The organism is Streptomyces sp. NBC_00075 (assembly GCF_045041225.1).
In the GTDB taxonomy this organism is placed as follows: domain Bacteria; phylum Actinomycetota; class Actinomycetes; order Streptomycetales; family Streptomycetaceae; genus Streptomyces; species Streptomyces adonidis.
In genome coordinates this window covers 2,854,820-2,873,791 of the sequence record NZ_CP108243.1, presented here as the reverse complement: position 1 = coordinate 2,873,791, position 18,972 = coordinate 2,854,820, and the positions used below count along the sequence as shown (strand labels likewise).

General features: G+C 67.8%; 15 protein-coding genes, 1 tRNA gene and 1 pseudogene. 10 read left to right on the top strand and 7 right to left on the bottom strand.

Going from position 1 to position 18,972, the window contains the following annotated elements:
- Positions 1-8: 8 nt before the first annotated feature.
- The 3 genes from OG787_RS12125 to OG787_RS12115 all read right to left on the bottom strand — a co-directional run bounded on the left by OG787_RS12125 (position 9) and on the right by OG787_RS12115 (position 2,211).
- Positions 9-470, bottom strand: coding sequence for a hypothetical protein (locus tag OG787_RS12125; protein WP_405535183.1), 462 nt, complete (start codon positions 468-470; stop codon positions 9-11).
- 259 nt (positions 471-729) lie between these two features.
- Positions 730-1,362, bottom strand: a complete 633-nt coding sequence (locus OG787_RS12120; protein ID WP_405535182.1) for a DUF2461 family protein — start codon at positions 1,360-1,362, stop codon at positions 730-732.
- 642 nt (positions 1,363-2,004) lie between these two features.
- A complete protein-coding gene (locus OG787_RS12115) occupies positions 2,005-2,211 on the bottom strand; it encodes a hypothetical protein (RefSeq protein WP_405540473.1) in 207 nt (68 codons plus the stop codon).
- A 139-nt stretch (positions 2,212-2,350) separates the two neighbouring features.
- On the opposite strand from OG787_RS12115, the gene OG787_RS12110 reads away from it, so the two are divergent.
- Complete coding sequence (locus OG787_RS12110; protein WP_405535181.1) at positions 2,351-5,272, top strand: NACHT domain-containing protein; 2,922 nt, start codon at positions 2,351-2,353, stop codon at positions 5,270-5,272.
- On the opposite strand, the gene OG787_RS12105 is transcribed toward OG787_RS12110, so the two are convergent.
- Entirely contained in the window at positions 5,241-5,666 is a 426-nt protein-coding gene (locus OG787_RS12105; protein ID WP_405535180.1) for a hypothetical protein, read from the bottom strand. The genes OG787_RS12110 and OG787_RS12105 overlap by 32 nt on opposite strands.
- A gap of 297 nt (positions 5,667-5,963) precedes the next feature.
- Here OG787_RS12105 and OG787_RS12100 point away from each other — a divergent pair, with 297 nt between their 5' ends.
- A complete protein-coding gene (locus tag OG787_RS12100) occupies positions 5,964-8,942 on the top strand; it encodes a CHAT domain-containing protein (protein WP_405535179.1) in 2,979 nt (992 codons plus the stop codon).
- The gene (locus tag OG787_RS12095) at positions 8,942-9,643 is read left to right on the top strand and encodes a hypothetical protein (RefSeq protein ID WP_405535178.1); all 702 of its coding nucleotides are present in this window, start codon (positions 8,942-8,944) and stop codon (positions 9,641-9,643) included. The genes OG787_RS12100 and OG787_RS12095 overlap by 1 nt, the downstream gene beginning before the upstream one ends.
- A 511-nt stretch (positions 9,644-10,154) precedes the next feature.
- Here the strand turns inward: OG787_RS12095 and OG787_RS12090 are convergent.
- Positions 10,155-10,229 (bottom strand) — tRNA-Trp (locus tag OG787_RS12090).
- Between the two features lie 602 nt (positions 10,230-10,831).
- Here OG787_RS12090 and OG787_RS12085 point away from each other — a divergent pair.
- From OG787_RS12085 to OG787_RS12055, 7 genes and pseudogenes are all read left to right on the top strand, one after another.
- A complete protein-coding gene (locus OG787_RS12085) occupies positions 10,832-11,038 on the top strand; it encodes a hypothetical protein (RefSeq protein ID WP_405535177.1) in 207 nt (68 codons plus the stop codon).
- A 259-nt stretch (positions 11,039-11,297) separates the two neighbouring features.
- Entirely contained in the window at positions 11,298-12,368 is a 1,071-nt protein-coding gene (locus OG787_RS12080; RefSeq protein ID WP_405535176.1) for an ABC-three component system protein, read from the top strand.
- The gene (locus OG787_RS12075; RefSeq protein ID WP_405535175.1) at positions 12,365-12,838 is read left to right on the top strand and encodes an ABC-three component system middle component 2; all 474 of its coding nucleotides are present in this window, start codon (positions 12,365-12,367) and stop codon (positions 12,836-12,838) included. Before OG787_RS12080 ends, OG787_RS12075 begins: the two co-directional genes overlap by 4 nt.
- The gene (locus tag OG787_RS12070) at positions 12,831-14,663 is read left to right on the top strand and encodes a hypothetical protein (RefSeq protein ID WP_405535174.1); all 1,833 of its coding nucleotides are present in this window, start codon (positions 12,831-12,833) and stop codon (positions 14,661-14,663) included. Before OG787_RS12075 ends, OG787_RS12070 begins: the two co-directional genes overlap by 8 nt.
- A gap of 14 nt (positions 14,664-14,677) precedes the next feature.
- The gene (locus tag OG787_RS12065) at positions 14,678-14,836 is read left to right on the top strand and encodes a hypothetical protein (RefSeq protein ID WP_405535173.1); all 159 of its coding nucleotides are present in this window, start codon (positions 14,678-14,680) and stop codon (positions 14,834-14,836) included.
- A 96-nt stretch (positions 14,837-14,932) separates the two neighbouring features.
- Positions 14,933-15,157 carry a DUF6207 family protein gene (locus tag OG787_RS12060; RefSeq protein WP_405535172.1) on the top strand — a complete coding sequence of 75 codons (225 nt, stop codon included), beginning with the start codon at positions 14,933-14,935 and terminating at the stop codon, positions 15,155-15,157.
- 168 nt (positions 15,158-15,325) lie between these two features.
- A pseudogene (locus OG787_RS12055) lies at positions 15,326-16,250 on the top strand (integrase core domain-containing protein).
- A 76-nt stretch (positions 16,251-16,326) separates the two neighbouring features.
- Here OG787_RS12055 and OG787_RS12050 read toward each other — a convergent pair.
- On the bottom strand, positions 16,327-18,267 hold the full coding sequence (locus tag OG787_RS12050) for a caspase family protein (protein ID WP_405535171.1): 1,941 nt from the start codon (positions 18,265-18,267) through the stop codon (positions 16,327-16,329).
- Positions 18,264-18,626, bottom strand: a complete 363-nt coding sequence (locus OG787_RS12045; protein ID WP_405535170.1) for a hypothetical protein — start codon at positions 18,624-18,626, stop codon at positions 18,264-18,266. Before OG787_RS12045 ends, OG787_RS12050 begins: the two co-directional genes overlap by 4 nt.
- Between the last annotated feature and the right edge of the window lie 346 nt (positions 18,627-18,972).

Sequence of the window (18,972 nt, the reverse complement as noted above, 5' to 3'; positions counted from 1 at the left end):
GCAAGCCCTTAGGCATCGGCGCCGAGGTCTTTACGCATGGCATCCCTAAGATCCTGGTATGCCCGGTCGTAGCGACGCCGCCCGGTGACGTATTCGTTGCTGTCCCGGCTGAATCCGTCAGTAACCACATCGCGCAGGTCTCGAAGTCGCCGGAACGAATCGTCGGACTTCTCGACCACGTAGCGCGGCGCGCAGATCGACAGCTCGTATCGCAGGCTGGTGCAGGCCTCGAGCGCTTCCCACACCGCGCGCCTGTGCTGCTGAGGGTCGGGATCCGGCTCGCGAACAGCCACACGGCACGCGTGTCGAGCCGATGCGAGAGCAGCGAGGTAGGAGACGTACAGCGAACGGCGACTTTCGGTGTTCTGGTCGCCTCGTTCTCGTCTCCACCGGCGCTGATCCAGGATCCCGGCCGATGCAGTAGCGATTCCTCCGCCCACGATGGTGCTGGCCAGCGAGACCCATTCCATCGGCACCCCCCGGAGCTGAGCTGTTGGCTTTCCAGCGTGCCCCCGCTCGCACGCGGCGTCGAGGTGCCCGTGTCACTTTAGGCTCGTAGGCTGACCTGTAGGGTCTCGCGCTTCGCTGCATACACCGAGGCTGTGACCTGCGACTTCTCGCGGTGCCTCACGCTGTTTCATCTGCGGTTGTCTCGGCTCGCGGTGCATCCCCGCCAGGTTTGGCGGCACGGGTGTGGTTCCTCCCGTGCCGCGCGGCGCCCTCGTGACGTCAGGCGGCGCGCTTCACGTGGCGGACCAGCCACATCAGCAGGGCGTCCAGATCGGCGGCGGCCGAGAGGACCCGGTCGACCGCCTCGGGGGTGTGCAGCCACTCCTCGCAGCCGAGGGGATGGACGGCGATCAGTGAACGGTGGCGCAGCAGGTTCGCACGGGAGTGGTCCGTCGGATAGCCGCGCGGGGGGCGTTTCATCACGTCCCCGGAGATGTCGTAGCCCTTCTTCCGTACGTCCTCGACGATGGCGGACAGTTCGCGGCCGCTCCCCTCGGAGGCCACGGCTTTGCGGAACATGTCCACCTGGCCGGGATCGGGGTACCACCAGGCGCCCTGGATCCGCAGGCCGTCCAGGGAGAACCGGAGACCGATCTCGATCTTGCGGCCGAGCCGGATCACCGCGCCCTGGTGCTGCCACCACCAGGAGTTGGTGCGGTAGTGCCAGACGGAGAAGTCCTCATACCGGGGGTCGGTGTCTGCGACCTCGTTGAGCAGGGCGATCATCGGCTGCCGGACCAGGCGTTCGCGGTCCGCGCGGTAGCGCTCGCGGGTCGCGTGGGTCGGTTCGCCCTGGAGCTGCCACAACACGTCCATGGCCTGCTCCGGCCAGCCGGTGAACTGTCCGCGCATGCGGGCAGATTAGCTCACCCATGGTCCGCGCGCGGAGAGTGAGACGGGTAGGGAGGCGTGGCCCCAGACAAGGTGGGAGATGCTGCGGCGGGGTTCGTCGGCCAGTCGAGAGTGCAGTCGATATGAAGCGGGCGGTGAGATTGTGCAGCCGAACTTGAGATCCCACATGACCATGCTCGGGGCCTGCCACGGAGGTGCCCCATGCCCCGAACCGTCTGGAGCGGCGCGATCAGCTTCGGCCTGGTCACTTCTCTGAACTGCGGTCGGCACCGACCTCGGGCAGAGCCGCAGGACGGCAGGGTGAAGGTGGACTATGTGACGGCCATCTGCACGGGTCCAGTGCGTTCTTGGGAGTGAGTCAGCGCTGAGCTCGTGCGGGTCGCCTGGCGAGGTGCTGTGCCATCAGCCCTGGCTCTTCAGCGAAATTGGTGGAGCTGAGACCCTGACAGCAGAAAGGTGCTGTTGACCTGTGCGGGCGGCGTCCAGGACCTCGGTGTGCAGGGCGAGGGCGTCGTATTGCCGGGTGCGCCCCAATGCGCGCATGCGCACCATGCCCGCGCATCCACGCCGGCGGCATCACTCACTGGCGAGTTCGCCATGGCGCCCGGGCGGTAGATCCCCCACGCCGGGCCGCCGCGACCGTCACGTCAGAGCGCTGATCCCCATGGCGAGCAGCGCCGTGATGAGGGTGAGAGTGCCACCGAAGGCGACACCGGCGCGCAGCAGAGCGGCGGGCAGGGAAGAGCCGTCCATACGGGCCAGCAGGCCAGCGCCGACGGCCGCCAGAAGCCCGAGAAGCACGGAGGCGAGGACGGCAAGGGCGAGCAGGGTCAAGGAGGTTGGCGACATAGACACGGTTCTCTTCCATTCCATAGCGGGCGCTCTTGTGGAAACGAAGATGGCGAGACGGGCGTGCGCCGACGTACAGGTGGACGAAGATGAACGGGTTGATACCGAGGTGCCAGGGATGACCAGAGGGAGGGGCCGAGTGGGCGGGGGCACGCGGGATGAGCTCGTCGAGTTGAAGGCGCAACTGCGGCAGTTGCGAGCGGAGCGCCGGTTGTCGATGTCCGGGCTGGAACTGCGGGCGAGGCTGGGGCACACGACCGCGAGTCGGGCGCTGAACGGCTCGACCGTGCCCAGTGAAGCCACCGTCGTCGCGCTGGCCCGCGCGTTAGGTACGGACGCCGCGCCGCTGCTTGCACTTCGCCGCAAGGCTGTGCCATCCGCCCCCGCCCTGATCCGCGCTCCCGCTGGCAAGGACACGGACGACGGAGCGGACGCACAGTTCGAGGAGCGGTACCGGCAGTACGTTGAACACCGGCACGCGCAGATGTCCGTCATTGGCCTGGCTCTCTCCCAGCCGGGCCGGGCGTCGTGGCCGCTGGACACCTCCTACCTCAGCCTCGAACTCGCGCTCCGCGCCCCGGGGCCCGGCCCTGAGGCGCGGAGCGATGCCCCCGCGATCACCTGGAAGTTCGACTTAGCGGGTATCCCTGCGGAGGTGCGGGCCGAGCAAGCCCTGGCAGGGCGACGGCGCACCCTGGTCCGCGGGCTGGCAGGCGGAGGCAAGACCACCTTGCTGCAGTGGCTCGCCGTCACGGCCGCCCGTCAGGACTTGCCGGATGAACTGGCACATCTGGCAGACTGTGTGCCCTTCGTTCTGCCGCTACGCACTCTCGTCCGCCGAGGGGATCTGCCCGGGCCGCAGGATTACCTGGCTGCGGTCGGCTGCCCGCTGCACGGGGTACAGCTGGCCGGCTGGACGGACCGGGTCCTGGCTGGCGGACGCGCCCTGCTCCTCATTGACGGCCTGGACGAGATTCCCCAAGAGCAGCGGGCGCGGGCCCGGCAGTGGCTACAGGAGCTACTCGCTGCCTATCCCCAATCCACCTATATCGTGACCACTCGCCCTGCCGCAGTCCCTGAAGGATGGCTGGCGGAGTACGAATTCGCCGAGCTGACCATCCGTCCCATGAGCGCCCGGGACGTGTCGGTGTTCATCGCCCGCTGGCACGCTGCTGCGGCCACTGACGCGGGCACCGCGGAGGAGCATTCATACCTTGCCTCGTTGGAGGAGGCGCTACGGGACACGGTGCGTTCGCAGCACGATCTTGCTCAACTCGCCACCACTCCGCTGCTGTGCGCTTTGGTGTGCGCGCTGAACCGCGACCGGCGCGGCCACCTCCCGCATGGCCGCATGGAACTCTACGAAGCAGCCCTGTCGATGCTGCTGATCCGCCGCGATCGCGAGCGTGACATCGATGCTCCCGAGAGCCTTGTGCTCACCGAGCACCAGAGCGTACAGCTGCTACAACGCCTGGCGTACTGGCTCATCCGCAACGGCCAGACCGAAATGGATCACGGCACCGCAACCGGCCTCATCGAGGATGCGCTGCCCGCCATGCCGCTGCTCGCCCAGCAGAGCGGTCCCGCCGGCGTACTCGCGCACCTTCTGGCCCGTTCCGGCCTCCTGCGCACCCCCGCCGCGGACACCATCGACTTCGTCCACCGCACCTTTCAGGACTTCCTCGGCGCCAAAGCAGCCCTCGAAGCCCGCGACATCCCTCTCCTGGTCCGCAACGCCCACGACGATCAGTGGGAAGACGTCGTGCGCATGGCGGTCGCTCACGCACGTCCGCAGGAGCGTGTCACCCTGCTGCGCCGGCTGATCGCCCGGGGAGACCGCACGGCGAAACACCGAACCCGCCTGCATGTGCTCGCTGCCGCCTGCCTTGAGTACGCCACCGAACTCGACCCCGGCATGCGCAGGGAAGTCGAACAGCGCGCCGCCGCCCTGGTGCCCCCGCGCAGCGAGGACGAGGCGGCGATGCTCGCCCTCGCCGGGCCGGTCATCCTCCACATCCTGCCGGGGCCCGACGGCCTCGACGACGACGAAGTGGCTGCCGTCGTCCACACCGCCGAACTCATCGGCGGCAACGGAGCACTTGCCCTGCTGAAGAAATTTCGCACTTGCCGCCCGGCACAGTGGGCCCTTTCCAACGCCTGGAAGAGCTTCGACACCCACGACTACGCCCGCGAGATCCTCGCCCACATCCCAGACCTCTCCGCCGTGACCGTCCGCACCCAGGAGGAACTGCGGGAACTACACAGTCTTCAGCCCCTTGAGAAGGTCGCCTTCATCGGCGACTTCTCGGACACGGAGATGACCGCCCCCTTGGCGAAAGAGGACCTAAAGGCGCTGAACATCGACCGGAACACGGTCGTGCGAGGACTGGACTTCCTGCGCCCCTACCCAGCGGTGACGCATCTTGGGCTGTTCAAATGTCCCAATATCAGCGACTTGAGGCCCCTGGCGGAAGGTTCCCTCCTGGCGCTGGAGATCAATGGGTGCGAGTCAGTACGCATCGACGACCTCAAAGAGCTGGTTGAACTCGACGTGCTGAGTCTCGACGTGGAACTGCCGGAACGCACGCTCGGCGCTCTGCCCGTCGACGCGGACCTGACGTGGCTCGCCCTTGGCCCGAGCGCGTGCAAACAGCTCTCCATGGACGGCATTACCCGCTGGCCCAACCTCACCAGGCTGGACCTCTCAGGCCCCCTCCACGACTTCGCCCGAATCACCGAACTGGCCAAGCTCCAGGACCTCATCCTCCTGGACAACGCGGACCTCTCCATGCTGAAGCAACTTCCGCAGGTTCCTCAGATCACCGAACTCTGGCTGAGCAAGTGGAGCACCGACGACGACCTCGCACTGGTACGAAACAAGCTCCCGAACCTGACGTCTTTGACGATCTGGGCCCACGGAGCATGTCGGCGAGTCGACCTCACCCCGCTCCGAGGCATGTCCGGACTCGCCATCCGCATCCACGAAGCGGACGAAATCCTTGGAGCCGAACACTTCCCGCCGGGAAACGTCACCCGCACACCCCGCCCGCGCGCCGGATGACCTGCACGCGCACCAGCCAGCATCTAGGGTGTGTGGAGTTGTGATCAAGGCTGTGATCCGAGGTGTCGGATCCAGAGGAGGCCGGCGCATAATTCGAGGAGCGGGCATGACGCCGCTTCATCAGGTCGCGGTGCCGTCGCAGCACGGTGTCCGGCTGGACCAACAGTCGCAGTCGGCGCAAGACCTCCCGAGGTAGCGGCGCCAGCAGAGCTGCAAGGAAGGCGCGGTCCTCCGGGCCGAACTCCACCCTGTCCGCACCGAGTTGCCGCTCGAGGACCATCACCTGGTGGCGCAGAACGAGAATCTCCGCATCCTTGTCCCGGTCGCTCATCGGCAGCAGCCGCACGGCAGCGAAAGCGTTGGTGACAGCCAAGTACGCGAGACGAAGCAACACGAGCGATCATCCTGCCGCAACCGTCACACAAGCACCCTGGCCTCCACGGATGACATTCTCGGCAGGCGCAGGATGGGGTGAACGGTGAGACGCGACACCGGATACCGGTTTAGCCTAGGGTGATACAGCGATCACACAAAGTGTGTAGCGTGCGGCCCGGAGGTGGACGGGGGAGTGGCCGGTGGGGCTCATGGCTGTTGACGTTCGCGGGGCCGAGGCGGACATACCGTGAGGGAGGCTTCCGACGGGGACGACTCTGACCGCTGGTTGTGGTTCATGCGGTTGTACGAGTTGTTGATGACGAATGGCGTCTCGCTGTCCGAAGCGGAGCGGAGGATGCGCCAGGCTCCGTCGTTCGATGCCGCCGCTTTCCTGGCGGTGGTTGAGCGGACCATCGGCGCGTCACGAGACGTGAGTCTGGAACAGCGCTACAGGCTGGCCTCGTTGCTGCTTGCCGCAGCGAACCGGCCGACCGCGCACACTGCGGTCTTGCGGCGGGCGAGGGAACTGGTGCTGCTGAGCGCGATCGATCTGCTGACCGAACGCCACGACGGCGTCGTGTTCGAGCGGGCCGAGGCAGTCGCGGCGAGCCTTGTTGAGCAGGCATCCCCCGATGACCCGGCGGCCCTGATCCTGGCCGGGCGGCTCTACCTGGACCCGTTCGCCCCGGATCCCGCCTATGACCTACCGGAACTAGGCCTCGCCTTCCGGACTTCCCGGCAGAAGTGGTTCGGCGGCCTGGCATCCGGCGCACTGCGGTCGATGCCGGAACGCGACCATGCGCTGACCGTCGCGGCCGGACACTTCCGGCGGGCCGCGGAGCAGACTGCCGGACCCGCCCGCGGAGTCGCGCTGACACATATGGCGTTCGTGTCCTTCACCCGGATGCTGCTTGGTGAACCGGCCGCCCCGGAGTCCTATCGCGGTCCGGTGGCCGAGGCGGCGGGGCTGCTGCCCCCCGGACACGACCCGCCGGCTCACGCCCGGCTTCTCTGGATGATGGGCCACGGAGCGGAGCCGATCGGCGACGGCGGCCAGGCGGTGCTGTGGCCGATGCAACAGTGCGCCGCGCAGTTCGGGCTGCACGCGGCGGCCGGGAGCTATGTGTGCGCGATACGCCGCGCGCTGCCGGTTCTGGATTCCGTCACGCTGTCCGTGCTGACGCGGGAGGTGTTGTCGGCGCTGCCGGAGCGGGGCTGCGAGGCCACCCGTATGTGGCTGCTGATGCAGCAGGGTCACCATCTGCCCGGCGATCCCAGCGGCTGCCGTGATCACGTTCCCGGCCAACCGGAGAGCCCTGCCCCGGAGCGGTTCGGCGAGCCAGCCACCAGGGTGCACGCGCTCTACCACCGGACGCACTACGCGTACGAGCACTTCGCGCCCGTCGACTCGCTCCTGCGGGGGGCACCGGAACACCTGGTGTCGCCCTACCTGCTGATCCGAGCCGTCAGCGCACTCAACTCGGCCGCGCGGTCCTTCGACGTGGCCCGCGTCAGGTCGGCGATGGAGTTCGCCATGGCTGCTGTCGACTTCACCGTCCTGGGATACCGTGAACAGGCTCTGAACTGCCTGGAGATGATGACTGACCAGTTGGAGGGAGAGGAAGAGGCCAGCGTCGGGTTCTACCTCGGGCGGGGGCTGGAGCTGATCGTCCGGCTCGCCGATGTGACCTTCGCGCTGCACGACGAGGCGGCGTCACAGGCGCTCCAGGAGTGCCTCGCGGTGCTCATCAGAGGTGCCGCCGCCTGCGGCACCGCCGAATCCGTGGCCCACTTGTTCGTGCTCAGCCAACTCGTGAAGGCACAGACCTTCGGCGGCGCGGTGGGGCTTCCCAAGCCCCTGCGACCGACGGAGGAGCAGCGTCGTGTCCTGCGGATGGTCGTCGAGGAGGAAGCCGCGGTGACAGGCGTGGAGGCGTCGGTCACCCCGGATGACAGCGTCATCGACTTCTTCGGGTTCGGCCTGGTGTCTTTCCTCTCCCGGGCCGAGACGGTGACGGGCAGCACTCCGGCGGACGTTATCCGGAATCTGCGGGTGGAGTACCAGCAGGCGACCGGGCGCGGGCTGGCCGCCTCGGCCGCACCGGCCGCGGACGTCATACCGCTCGACGAGATGCGGGCTTCACTGCCAGCAGGGGTGGTGCTGGTGTCCCTCTACTACGGCGTGATCACCAGGCGCCACGGATACGGCCTGCTGGCGCAGATCCACACCCGTGACGACATGACCGTCCTCGGTGCGTACAGCCCTGACGGCCAGTGGATGGAACGGATGGCGCTGAGGGAAGGGGCGGGCGACGAGGCCGGCGTCGGCCAGCGAGACTTTCTCGGCTTCTCCCTGAAGGTGGGCATGCTGTGGCGCATGCTCCAGGAGGACCCGCTGCACCGGAAGGTGGCACGACAGGCGCAGGAACGCCTCGCCGACATGGCTCTGGAGCTCAAACCGCTACTACGCCATCTGGAAGGCAGTACCGCAGACGGCTCCCGCCCGCACTTGTGCGTCTGGCCTCATCAGGCGACCTACTTCCTCCCGTTGTGGCTCCTGCCGTTCCGCGACGGAATCCTGGCCGACTACTGCACGGTGACCCTGATGCCGTCACTGCGGCACCTGCCCGGGGCCGGACCGGGCACGTGCGGCGGGGCCGGAGACGACACCCCACCCGTCGCACCCGCCTCCGGCGTGCTGGCCGTGGGCAGCGCGGACGGTGGCGCCCGGCACGGTCTGCAGACGGAGCCCTCGCTGGAGGAGACGGCCGAAGCCATCGGAACGCTGTTCGGCTGCACGGCGCTGACCGGTGACCGAGCAACCCCTGAACAGGTGCTCCGTCGCGCTCGTGACGCCGTTTTCCTCCACATCGCGGGACACGGCGGGCGCGATCCGGTCGCTCCCGCTTTCCACTGCGTCTATCTCCATGCCGACCCGGGCGGAGAGGGACGGCTGTTCGCCCACCAGGTCAGCGAATGCGACCTGCGGCACGTGCGCCTGGTAACGCTGAGCGCCTGCGAGTCGTCCATGATCCGCTACGACTACAACGACAACCCGGTTGGGCTGCCCGCCGCGTTCCTGCTGGCCGGCGCCGCCGCCGTGGTGGGCGCGCTGTGGCCGGTCACCGCGGCCGTCGCCGACGCCTTCTTCCTCACCCTCTACACCCGCCTTGCGAACGGGGACGGCACACTCAACGCGTTTCGCACCGCACAGCAGGAGACCCGCGGGCGTTTCTCGCAGTACCGCGACTGGGGTGCGTTCTGCTTCCTCGGGCGCACAGAACAGGAGGACTGATGCAGGAGGACGTGAGTGTGGTCAGGCTCGTCCTGCCAGCGACCGAAGCGGTCGACGTCCATCTAGAACCACGCTCCTACCTTTCCAGGGCCGACCGGGCGCAGCGTCTCAGCGGACGGATGTCGTTGGGGGCTCCCATTCTGGTGCCGATCCCCGTCGCTTCGGTGGACGCGGGCGTACTGGAGCCGTACCTCGTGCGAGAGGCGGCCACCAGCGTGTTCTACCTGCTGCACCTGGTTGTCAATCTCCGGCCCGATGACCGCGCCCCCTTTGCGGAACTGGGCGTAGGCGTGGCGCTGTCGTGCCCCGACGGAGCCACGGGGAACGGATCCGGGCCGATAGCGTGGTCGCTGTCACCGCTGCGCGCCGCGGAAACGACCGGGGTCAGCACCACCGTAGGACTCAACGGCAAATTCGGCATCGTCGAACCGCAGGCGACCCGCACGGTGGAAGGCCAGAGCGAATACGCGATCGGAATGGGCGAACGTGAGAGCGACTTCGAGTGGCGATTCACCGCGACCCCCGCGAGGGGACTGGCCGGGGCGCAGCATATGTACGCCGTCGTCAAGGCGCGCGGCGGGACAGAGACCCGGGCCGACATCATCGTGTCGGCCTCGGTGCGGCTGTCGGCCCTGGGCCTGATCCCCTACCGGGCAGAGCTTCCGCCACTCCTGGCCCGAATAGCCTCACCGTGCCCCTGAGTCGGGCGGCGCCGGGGCGCAGACGGCCTCGACGCTGCACCGCCGAACCTTTGCCTACGCCGGGCTTTGCGGAGCACATCGAACAGATCAGCGGAAGCGCGTGACCTTGATTGTGACCTTGTGGGATGGAAGATATTCCCGCAGACTTTCAGGCTCTTCCCGACACAACCCCGGCAGGCGCCGCTCGCCGACTTATTCGATTCCATGGCCCAACAGGCTGGCGCCATCGTCCAGTTCATGCGGGTGACCTTCGCCTCTATGGCTCCGGCCGTGGTTGACATTCCCAGCTGTTCCGGGGCGCCTGCTCGGCGAGGTGGTCATTCCAGGATCTGGAGGTCAGTGTCGGGTCGGCAGGACGTAGGCCGACACCTGGTCGACGGTCAGGGCGGTGTGGACCTGCTCGCGGGCCAGCAAGCCGATGGATCTTACGATCATGGCGCAGTCGGCCCGGTGGACCTCGGCCGACCGCCAGGGGGTGAGTGCGGCGACGGCAGTGGCATCGCAAGTCCAGCAGGGGTGACAGGATTCGAACCTGCGACGCGCGGGTTTGGAGTCCGCTGCTCTGGCCGGGCTGAGCTACACCCCTTTGACGCGATCAGCTTGGCACGGCGGATCAGCAGTCGGCCACGGAATTTCATACGCCACCTGCGGGACGGGAGCAACAACCGGGCCTCGGTCAGACCCTGCTGACGGCGGCCGGGGGCGCTGGGCAGTGGGGACGCCTCGGCGGTCATCGAGGTCTCGGTGCCCCACACCACCGGATCGAGCGCGGCGGGGAAGGCCAGGACGACTTCCAGGTGCTCGGTGGGCAGCCGTACGGCGCGCTGGAACCATCGGCCCCATTTGGTGTCGCTGACGGTGTAGGCGTACTCGATCCACACCGAATCGCAGGGGTAGAGCGGAAAGCGGCCCTGCTCGTTGTCGAACAGCAGCCACACCTCCTTGAAGGCGTCCCGGTCGTGCTTGGCCTCCCAGCGCATCGCCTCCCCCCGGCAGGTCGCGGTGAGCGCGAGTTCGTCCCAGGTGAGCGGGTGGACCCGGTAGTGGGCATTCGAGCGCTCCGGGTCGCCGGGGTAGCGGTCGACGGAGATGCGGATCAGGTAGCGGGTGATCGGGGCGTCTCCGGTGTTGCGCAGCAGGCGGCGCATGGTGAGCCGGTAGAACTCGCCGTCGTAGTCGAGACGGGCCGTGTCGTGCTCGACGACGATCGCCGAGCCGGCGGCGTACGGCTGCTCGCTCCGCCGCGGCGGCGGCACGGCCGCCGTCGCGGTGGTCTGGCGGGCGCGGGCCGCCTCGTACGGGGCGAGCAGGTCGGCGAAGGTGAAGCCCGAGTCCGCCGACAACCGGTCCGCGGTGAGTCCCACCGTCTGCGGATTTCGTCGGTTCAGCAGTTGAGTGCGCTCGGGCGCCGTCGCGGCCGCCCCGATGACCCGACCAACCGGCTCGCGTTATCAGTACGCCGCTGACGGCCGAATCCTGCCGGGGACATCCGCCCCGGCGCCGGAGCCGTCACCGAGCCCGGTGGAGGCGCCCTGTCCATCGACGATCTCCGATGGTAAAAGTGGGCAGCGGCGTGTACTTGGGGGCAACGGCGCACCGGGGGGTAGGAGTGGACGCATTACCGCAGGGCGGTGGCCAGAGGAGCGCGGACGGTGTGTCCGTGTCGCAGTATGTGCCGCCGCCGTCGGTCGTGCCGCACAACCAGTTCGACACCCGGACACCCCTGCAGCAGGTCTTCTACTGGACGCCGGAGCAGTGGGAGCAGTTCACCTGCGAGTGGGTTCGCATGTGCAGGGACGAGTTCGGCTACCTCGGCGTGGAGGTCTTGGGCGGGACCAACGACCGCGGCGCCGACGTCGTCGCCTTCATGAGCGAGCAGCGGCTGAACGGTGTCTGGCACTGCTACCAGTGCAAGCACTACACCGACGACCTCACGCTCGACGACGCGCTGCCCGAGATGATCAAACCGTTCGTGGCGACGCTGGAGACGAGCCGGACGCTCCCCGCCCGGTACATCTTCGTGGCACCTAAGATCCATCCCCGGCTCAAGGACATGGTGCTGACCCCGGCCGCGCTGAAGGACCGGTTTCTCACGTACCTGGACGGGCGGACCAAGCCGGTCGCCGCGTTGTCCCCACAGACCCGAGCGGCGGTGCGGGCGTTGGCGGAGAGCACGGACTTCTCGATGTTCTGGACCGTGAACCTGGACGAGGTCCTGGAGGTCTACAGCAAGTCGCCGCTGTTCGCCTCCCGCTTCAACCTGCCGCCCACCGGCAAGCCCCGCAAACTCCTTCCCCCTCCCGAGCCCCAGGTCAACGAAGCGCGCTACCTCCAGCAGCTCCTGGACGTTTACCAGGAGAGGTTCGGCGAGGACATCGCCACCGTGCAGCACGCCTTCGAGCACTCCGATTCGGGAGAGCATCTTGGGCGGCAGCGAGTGGCGTTTTTCGACGCGGAGGCCCTACGCATGTATGCACGAGAGAGCATCGCGGGGGACACCTACGGGGAGCTGCAGGACGACGTGCTGACCAACCTGATCGAGGTGGCCGCCATCGACTACCCCTCGGGGTGGGATCGCCTCCAGCAGGTCCTCAAAGCCTCCGGGCAGATGACCCTCACCGGGTCGCCCCTGCTGCACCTGTTCCGCAACAGTCAGCGTCAGGGCATGTGTCACCAGCTGGCGAACGTCGACAAGCTGCACTGGTGCAAAGGAGGTTGCCGATGAACCCGCTCAACAGTCCGGTCGAAGTGGGGATGCGTACGTTGGTCCTCCTGGCCCGCAGCCATCCTCACCCACTGGACCTCTCCTGGCTGGTGGTCCTGGACCACGCCATGCTGCACAGCAGCCAGTTCGACGGTCCGCCCAGCCTCCATCCCCGCCTGCCCGCCCAGCCGGGCGAGCTCGGCATGAAACGGCAGATGATGCAGGAAGGGCTGGAGGTGCTGCTGCGCGCCGGCCTGGCCACGGTCGAGGCGACCGAGGGCGGGATCGTCTACCAGGTGACCCCGCGCGGCTCGGGGTTCGTCGGCATCCTGGAGGCCCCGTACGTCGGCGAACTGCGTCAGCGCGCGCAGTGGGCCGTGGAGCAGTTCGCCTTGACCACGGACGCGGTGGCGGCCACACGCGACATCACGACCCGCTGGCACAACGAATTCACCACCGACATGCAGCACCTGGGGGTCGGCCGTGGCTAACTTCACCCTGACCCATCTGACGTACGCCGGTGCGGGCCTGCCGACGGCCAGCGTGGAGTTCGACCCCAAGTTCACGGTGATCTACGGCTCCTCCAACACGGGCAAGACCTTCCTGGTCGACTCCATCGACTACATGCTCGGCGGTCATGTCCGTCCCTCGATCCCGCGCGCCGAAGGATACGGACAGATCCTGCTCGGCCTGCTGCTTCCCGACGGCAGGCCTCTCACACTGGTCCGCAAGCCCGGCGGCAAGAGCATTCACGTACACCAGGACGACCTGAGGGAGCTGTCCCACGCCACCCCCGACGCGATCGTCTCGGCCCGCAGGATCCGCAGCCGCCGTGACATCTCGCACTACCTGCTCAGCAAACTGGGACTGGACGACACCTACGTTCGCACCAACGAGGGCGGCAACACCGAACTGCTCAAGCTTGCCGACCTGACCCACCTCAGCGTGGTCACCGACACCCGCATGATCGATCCGAATCCGCCCTCGCAGCGCACCCGCGGCACCGCGGCCAGGACCACCGCCCGCTCGGTCATGAAACTGATGCTGACCGGAGAGGACGAGCCCCCGGCGACCAAACTCCCCAATGCCACTCAACGGCGCGTCCAGCGAGGCAAGATCAACCTGATCGATTCGCTGGCACTGGACCTGCACGCCAAACTCTCCCGCGACCAGACCCCCGACGAGCTGCGAGATCAGCTGGCCCGGTTAGAGGACAGCCTCAACGACATGGCCCGCTCACTGGCCGGCGAGTCCGACCAGCAGGCCCGCGCCGTCGCCGCCCGTGCACACCTGGCCGAGACAGACGCCGATCTGGAGGCACGCCTGGGTGAGGTGCTCGACCTGCTGGGGCGATTCGACACCCTGCGTCAGCAGTACGAGACAGACCTCGCTCGTCTGGAGATGGTCAGCGAGGCGGGCAATCTGCTGGGCTACTTCCAGGTCGGCCGCTGCGTCTTCTGCGGGGCGGACCCCGAACACCAGCAGGCCCAGCACGGCCATCAGGAGACCACCCAGCTGCACGAGGCCGTGCTCGTCGAGTCCGCCAAGACGCACTCCCTTCTCGCCGACCTCCGGCTGACCATCGAGGGGCTGGAGGGCCAGCGCGACGAGCTGGCCGAACGCCGCACGGCCCTGAGCTCGCAGACGGCCGAGGTCGACCGGGCCCTGACGCAGATCGAAGCACGACTGGCCCCTCTCCGCGACGGGCTGCAGGACACTGTCGACGAGCGACTGCGTGTAGAACGCGACCTGGAACTGCGGGCCCGGCTCGATGAACTGGAAGAGCACCGCTCCCAGCTGGTGGCCCAGGGCGCTCTGCCGTCCAAGCGGCGGGAATCCCTGATCGCGGGCAGAATCCTGTCGTCGTTCGACGAGCTCTTCCAACGCACCCTGGATTCCTGGCGGATCCCCGACGTGGAAGGCGCCGGCTACGACCCCTACAGCGGGGACGTCAGTGCCGGCGGAACGGCGCGCGCCGGCCACGGCCGGGGCATGCGCGCTCTGCTGCACGCCGCGTTCTCCATTGCCCTGGCCCGCTACTGCCTGGACCGCAGACTCCCGCATCTCGGCTTCCTCGTCCTGGACTCGCCCCTGGTGACGTACAAAGAGCCGGACTTTGACGCCGACCGCATCCCCCCGAACGTGATCGACCATTTCTACCGCTCGTTCCTGGCCTTCCCCGGCCAGGCCATCGTCGTCGAGAACGCGACGCCGCCCCCAGACGTCCTCGAGCAGGCACGGATCGTCACCTTCAGCGGCAGCGGAGCCCGCCCCGGCTTTTTCCCCGCACGCCCCAGCACCGCCACCAGGTCCTGAGCCGCGTTCCGAACTTGCAGGCGGGCCAGCGCCACCTCCTCCGCGCCCTGCGCGAGTTCGAACAGTTCTCTCTCCCCACGGAGCTCGGGCAGTTCGGCCCAGGCGGCCGGGCGCTGTACGACCCGCGCCCCGGCGACCCGGCCCGCTGGGACTGGGCAGGCGACAGCCCCTGACCACCTGCACTCGGTTGGGTGAAGACAGCGCACCGCCGGAACCCGCTCGGCAGGCCAGGCGTAGTGCCGTACATGAACCCGATCAACGAGACGCACGTGAGTGAGCCTGGCCTGGTCGTCGTCGACGTCGCGGCCGCCGACGATGAGACCGCGTTCGCCTTCCAGCAGCTGCTCGCCGACCGGTGGGCGACGTCGACAGCGGAGCGCACGACGCACGACGTTGACCAGCCCGGCGTACGGCTGCGCTGCTACCTGGACCTGCGCCAGCCCATGGCGCCAGCCGACGCGGTGCGGGAGGTCAGCGCAACCGCACCACGGTGACGCCCGCGTGCCGGGTCGTGCCCGCCACGACCTCCACCACCGCGTTGCCTCCGGCGGGCGCTTAGGAGTCACCGGCCTCCGTGAACGCCCGTCCGGACTGGGGGACCAGCGCCGCGGACCGATCAGGAAGGCCGGGCTGCATAACCAACGTCTCTACGCAACCAGGGGATTGACACCGCGCTCCTGCACCGTCTCCCCAGGCCCCAGCTGCGGCTGCTGCATCTGATCGTCTCCCCGGAGACGATCCTGAGGTGGCACCGTGACCTCATGCGCCGCCGTCACGTCGGCGCCTCCCGTCACAAGCGGTCCGGCAGGCCACCGACCCGTCGCTCTATCCGGGCTCTTGTCCTGCGCCTGGCCCGCGAGAACAGTTCCTGGGGGTATCGGCGCATCCACGGCGAACTCGCCGTGCTCGGCATCAGGGTCGCACCCTCCACGGTCTGGGTGATCCTGCGCGCGCACGGGATCAAGCCCGCCCCCGAACGCGACCGCCAGAGTTGGGCCGCGTTCCTGCGCGGCCAGGCCCACGCCATTGTGGCCTGCGACTTCTTCACCGCCACCACTCTGAACGGTATGACGCTGTACGTCTTCGCCGTCGTCGAGCATACCCACCGCCGCATCCGCGTCCTCGGCGCGACCGCCCGTCCTACCGCCCAGTGGGTCACCCAGACCGCGAGGAACCTGGTCATGGACCTCCAAGATGCCGGCGCCACCGTCCGGCACCTGATCAGGGACCGCGACAGCAAGTACACGGCGGCGTTCGACGCCGTCTTCGAGGCCGAAGGCATCGAGATCGTCACCACCGGCATCCGCGTGCCCCGCATGAACTCGATCATGGAACGCTGGGTGCAGACCTGCCGACACGAACTCCTCGACCGCACCCTCATCTGGAACCAGGCCCACCTGCTCCACGCGCTCGCCGAGTTCGAAGCGTTCTACAACCAGCACCGACCGCACCGTGCTCTGCACAGCGAAGCACCCCTGCGGCCGGTTCCCGAACTGATCACCGATTCGGACCGAGTCAATGGGCTAGACGTTCAGCGGCGTGACCGATTCGGCGGGCCTCCTCCACGAGTACACACATGCCGCGTGACCTGCATGGACGCAATTCACGCCCAGCCGGTCGTGCGCGGTCCTGGCAGCGAGGCGGCACATCCCCCGCGCTGCTTCTACGGTGCCGCAGTGCTTGTCTCGTTCGGCCGTCTTTCCTCGGTGTCGAGCAGCCCGGCCGCAGAGAAGATCGACAGCAGGGGTGCAAGGACCCGCTGCGGCCGTGGCCGGAACGCGTAGCCGCCGCCCGGGGACGGAGGCCCTCCGGTGGCCGAAACGAAGTGGAGGGTGCAGCGCGAGAAGTGGTGGAAGGGTTTGACCCAGTTGACTCCGCCGTAATGACGGGCGTAAGCGTAGGCGTCGCGTGATTCCTCGCTCGGGTTCCCACCGTTGGGACCGAGCCCCGTGGACAACCAGCGCCGCACGGTCGGATCGGTCGAGAGGAGGTCACTCTTGACCACGGCAACGGCGGCGTGGGCCTCGGCGTGCTCGGACTGCCACGGCAATGCGCCGATCACGCGGTTGAAGAAAGGGTCGCCGAGTAGCGAGCGCTTCACGCCCAGGGAGTCGCGGCGCCAGCGCTCGAGCGCCGCACCTCGGAACGCATAGATCGGGTCCAGCACGAAGATGAATGCGGTAGCCCCGATCACGAAGTGTGTCTGGGGCGAAGGGATCGAATATAGGGTGCCGCAGTCGATGTCGAAGAAGATCACGGGCCGGGTCTTCCCCCCTCCAGTCACGAGCAGCCCTGCGGCGGAACGGGGCACCGCGTTCGGACCCGTCATGGGCAGCATCTGGCCCTCGCGGTACGGCCGGAGAAAATCCTTCGTGTAGTACTCATGCCTGAGGGTCGAGAGTGGCATGCATCGCACCCCCAGCGGTTCTAGCAAGCCCTCTTCGATCTGGGAGATCATCGCCGCAAGCAGGGTCGTCCGGCCCGATGCGGAGGAACCAATCAGGGCGATGGTCAGGGGCTCGTCATGGAGGAAGTAGTGGGCGGGTAGCGACTCGTGCTCGTATTCCTCGGCGAACGGACACCTGTGAAACGACTTCTGCAGGAGGCTGTGCCGGAGCGCCGGGTGCATCGTCTCGTCCAGGACGGCGGGTAGAAAGCGGCCCTTCTCGTCGGGCTTGAACAGTCGGTTCGCGTCGAAAGGCATGTAACGGAGGCAGTAGGGGCACTGCGCTCCGTGTCCGGGGGACGGCCGCTGCGCAGGCGAAACATCCCGCACGTCCGGCCGATTCCGCTGAGCGGCCAGGCGCTCGTATTCGGCGTGGAGGGTCTCGAGCTCGACGGGCTCGCCCTCATAGGCCCGGTTGCGGGCGATCGAGATGCGGTGGCCGGCGTCGAGCGCACTCATACGCGGTTGCGGCACTTTCTGACCGGCGACCTCGCGTCCGGCCAGGCGAACGCACAAGGCGTCATAAACCTGGTCCATCGCCAGCCGGGGCACGTGCTCTCCCAGGGCTCCGTCCGAAAGCGGCCCGCTAAGTCCTTCACCGAGCAGTGAGGTCAAGGCGAGCGTGAAGACGCTTCCCCCGGGTTCGCACAGCGACTTCTCCGTGGCCGCAGCGGACGACAGGACACAGGTGCCGGGAACGGCGAAGGCTGTGGCACCCGCGTTCTCGGCGTCCATGTGGACCAGCCCGCTCCAGCAGCAGTCGATGATCACCACCTTGTGCAGTGCACGCGAGTCGGCCACGATCCTGCGCACGGTCTCGTACCTCACCGAATGGTAGGGACGTGGCACGCTCGAGGCCCGAGTCGCGAGGAGAAGAGTGCCGTCCGCTTCGTGATGCCCGTGCCCGGCGTAGTAGACGACCAGCAAGTGCTCCGCCGCCTCGGCAGCATCTTCGAGAGCGTCGAGGAACTCGCCCGGAGGTGCATCCGCAGGAACCACCTCGCAGGCCCCTTCCGGCAGGGCACAGATGTCCTGGTCGGATAGCACGTCTCTGAATGCGGCCAGACTGTGCTGGACGCCGGTCAGGTCCCCGAAGTGACGGAACTCGTGGACTCCGAACAGCACGGCTCGCGAGGAACGCCCCTCCTCGGGCGTCACTCCGTGTCGCCCTCGGGCTCTTCACCGCGCAGCCGGGTCAGCAGAACGGCCAGTTCGTCAGCCGACAGATGGCTGATGTCCACCGCGGCGCCCCGATGGACCAGGGTTCCCGCACCGGTGCCGGGACGCTGCGCCTTGGCCTCCCGCCAGGTGGCGTAAGCCACCGCGAAGTTCGTGACGGCGATCGCATTGCTCAGGACGATGTCGATGGCATCCAGCACACTCATCGTCGAGGTGTCTTCGGGTCCCACCCGAACCACGTGCAGGTGGGCGGTTCCCGAATCCCTGCGCAACCACGACGTCAGCCCCTCGAGCCCCAGTTCGTCGCCGTCGGCCAGCACGCTGATCCGCACCGCCACCCCCAAGTGATCCCAGTCGTCGTCAAAGCCGCTTCATGGCGCTGCTGTTGATCGTACGCCGACGGACCGGAGGGTAGGACTGGTCCCGCGTAACCCCCCGGCGGCGGACCTTGCGGCCACCGCCGACCGGCTCCTGACCGGCGTCCCGAGCGACACCGACCGCACGACGGCCGGCCTCCTCCATCAAGCGGCCGCCACCTGACTGTCGATCAAGCTATGGTCCGGACACTCCGTGCCGATGGTCGTGCTGGTGTCGTAACCGCGTCACTACCAAGGGGCCCGTTCTCTCATGCCCGCGGCCGCACCCGAACCTCAGTCCAGACGATCACCTGCTGCCGCTCGAACA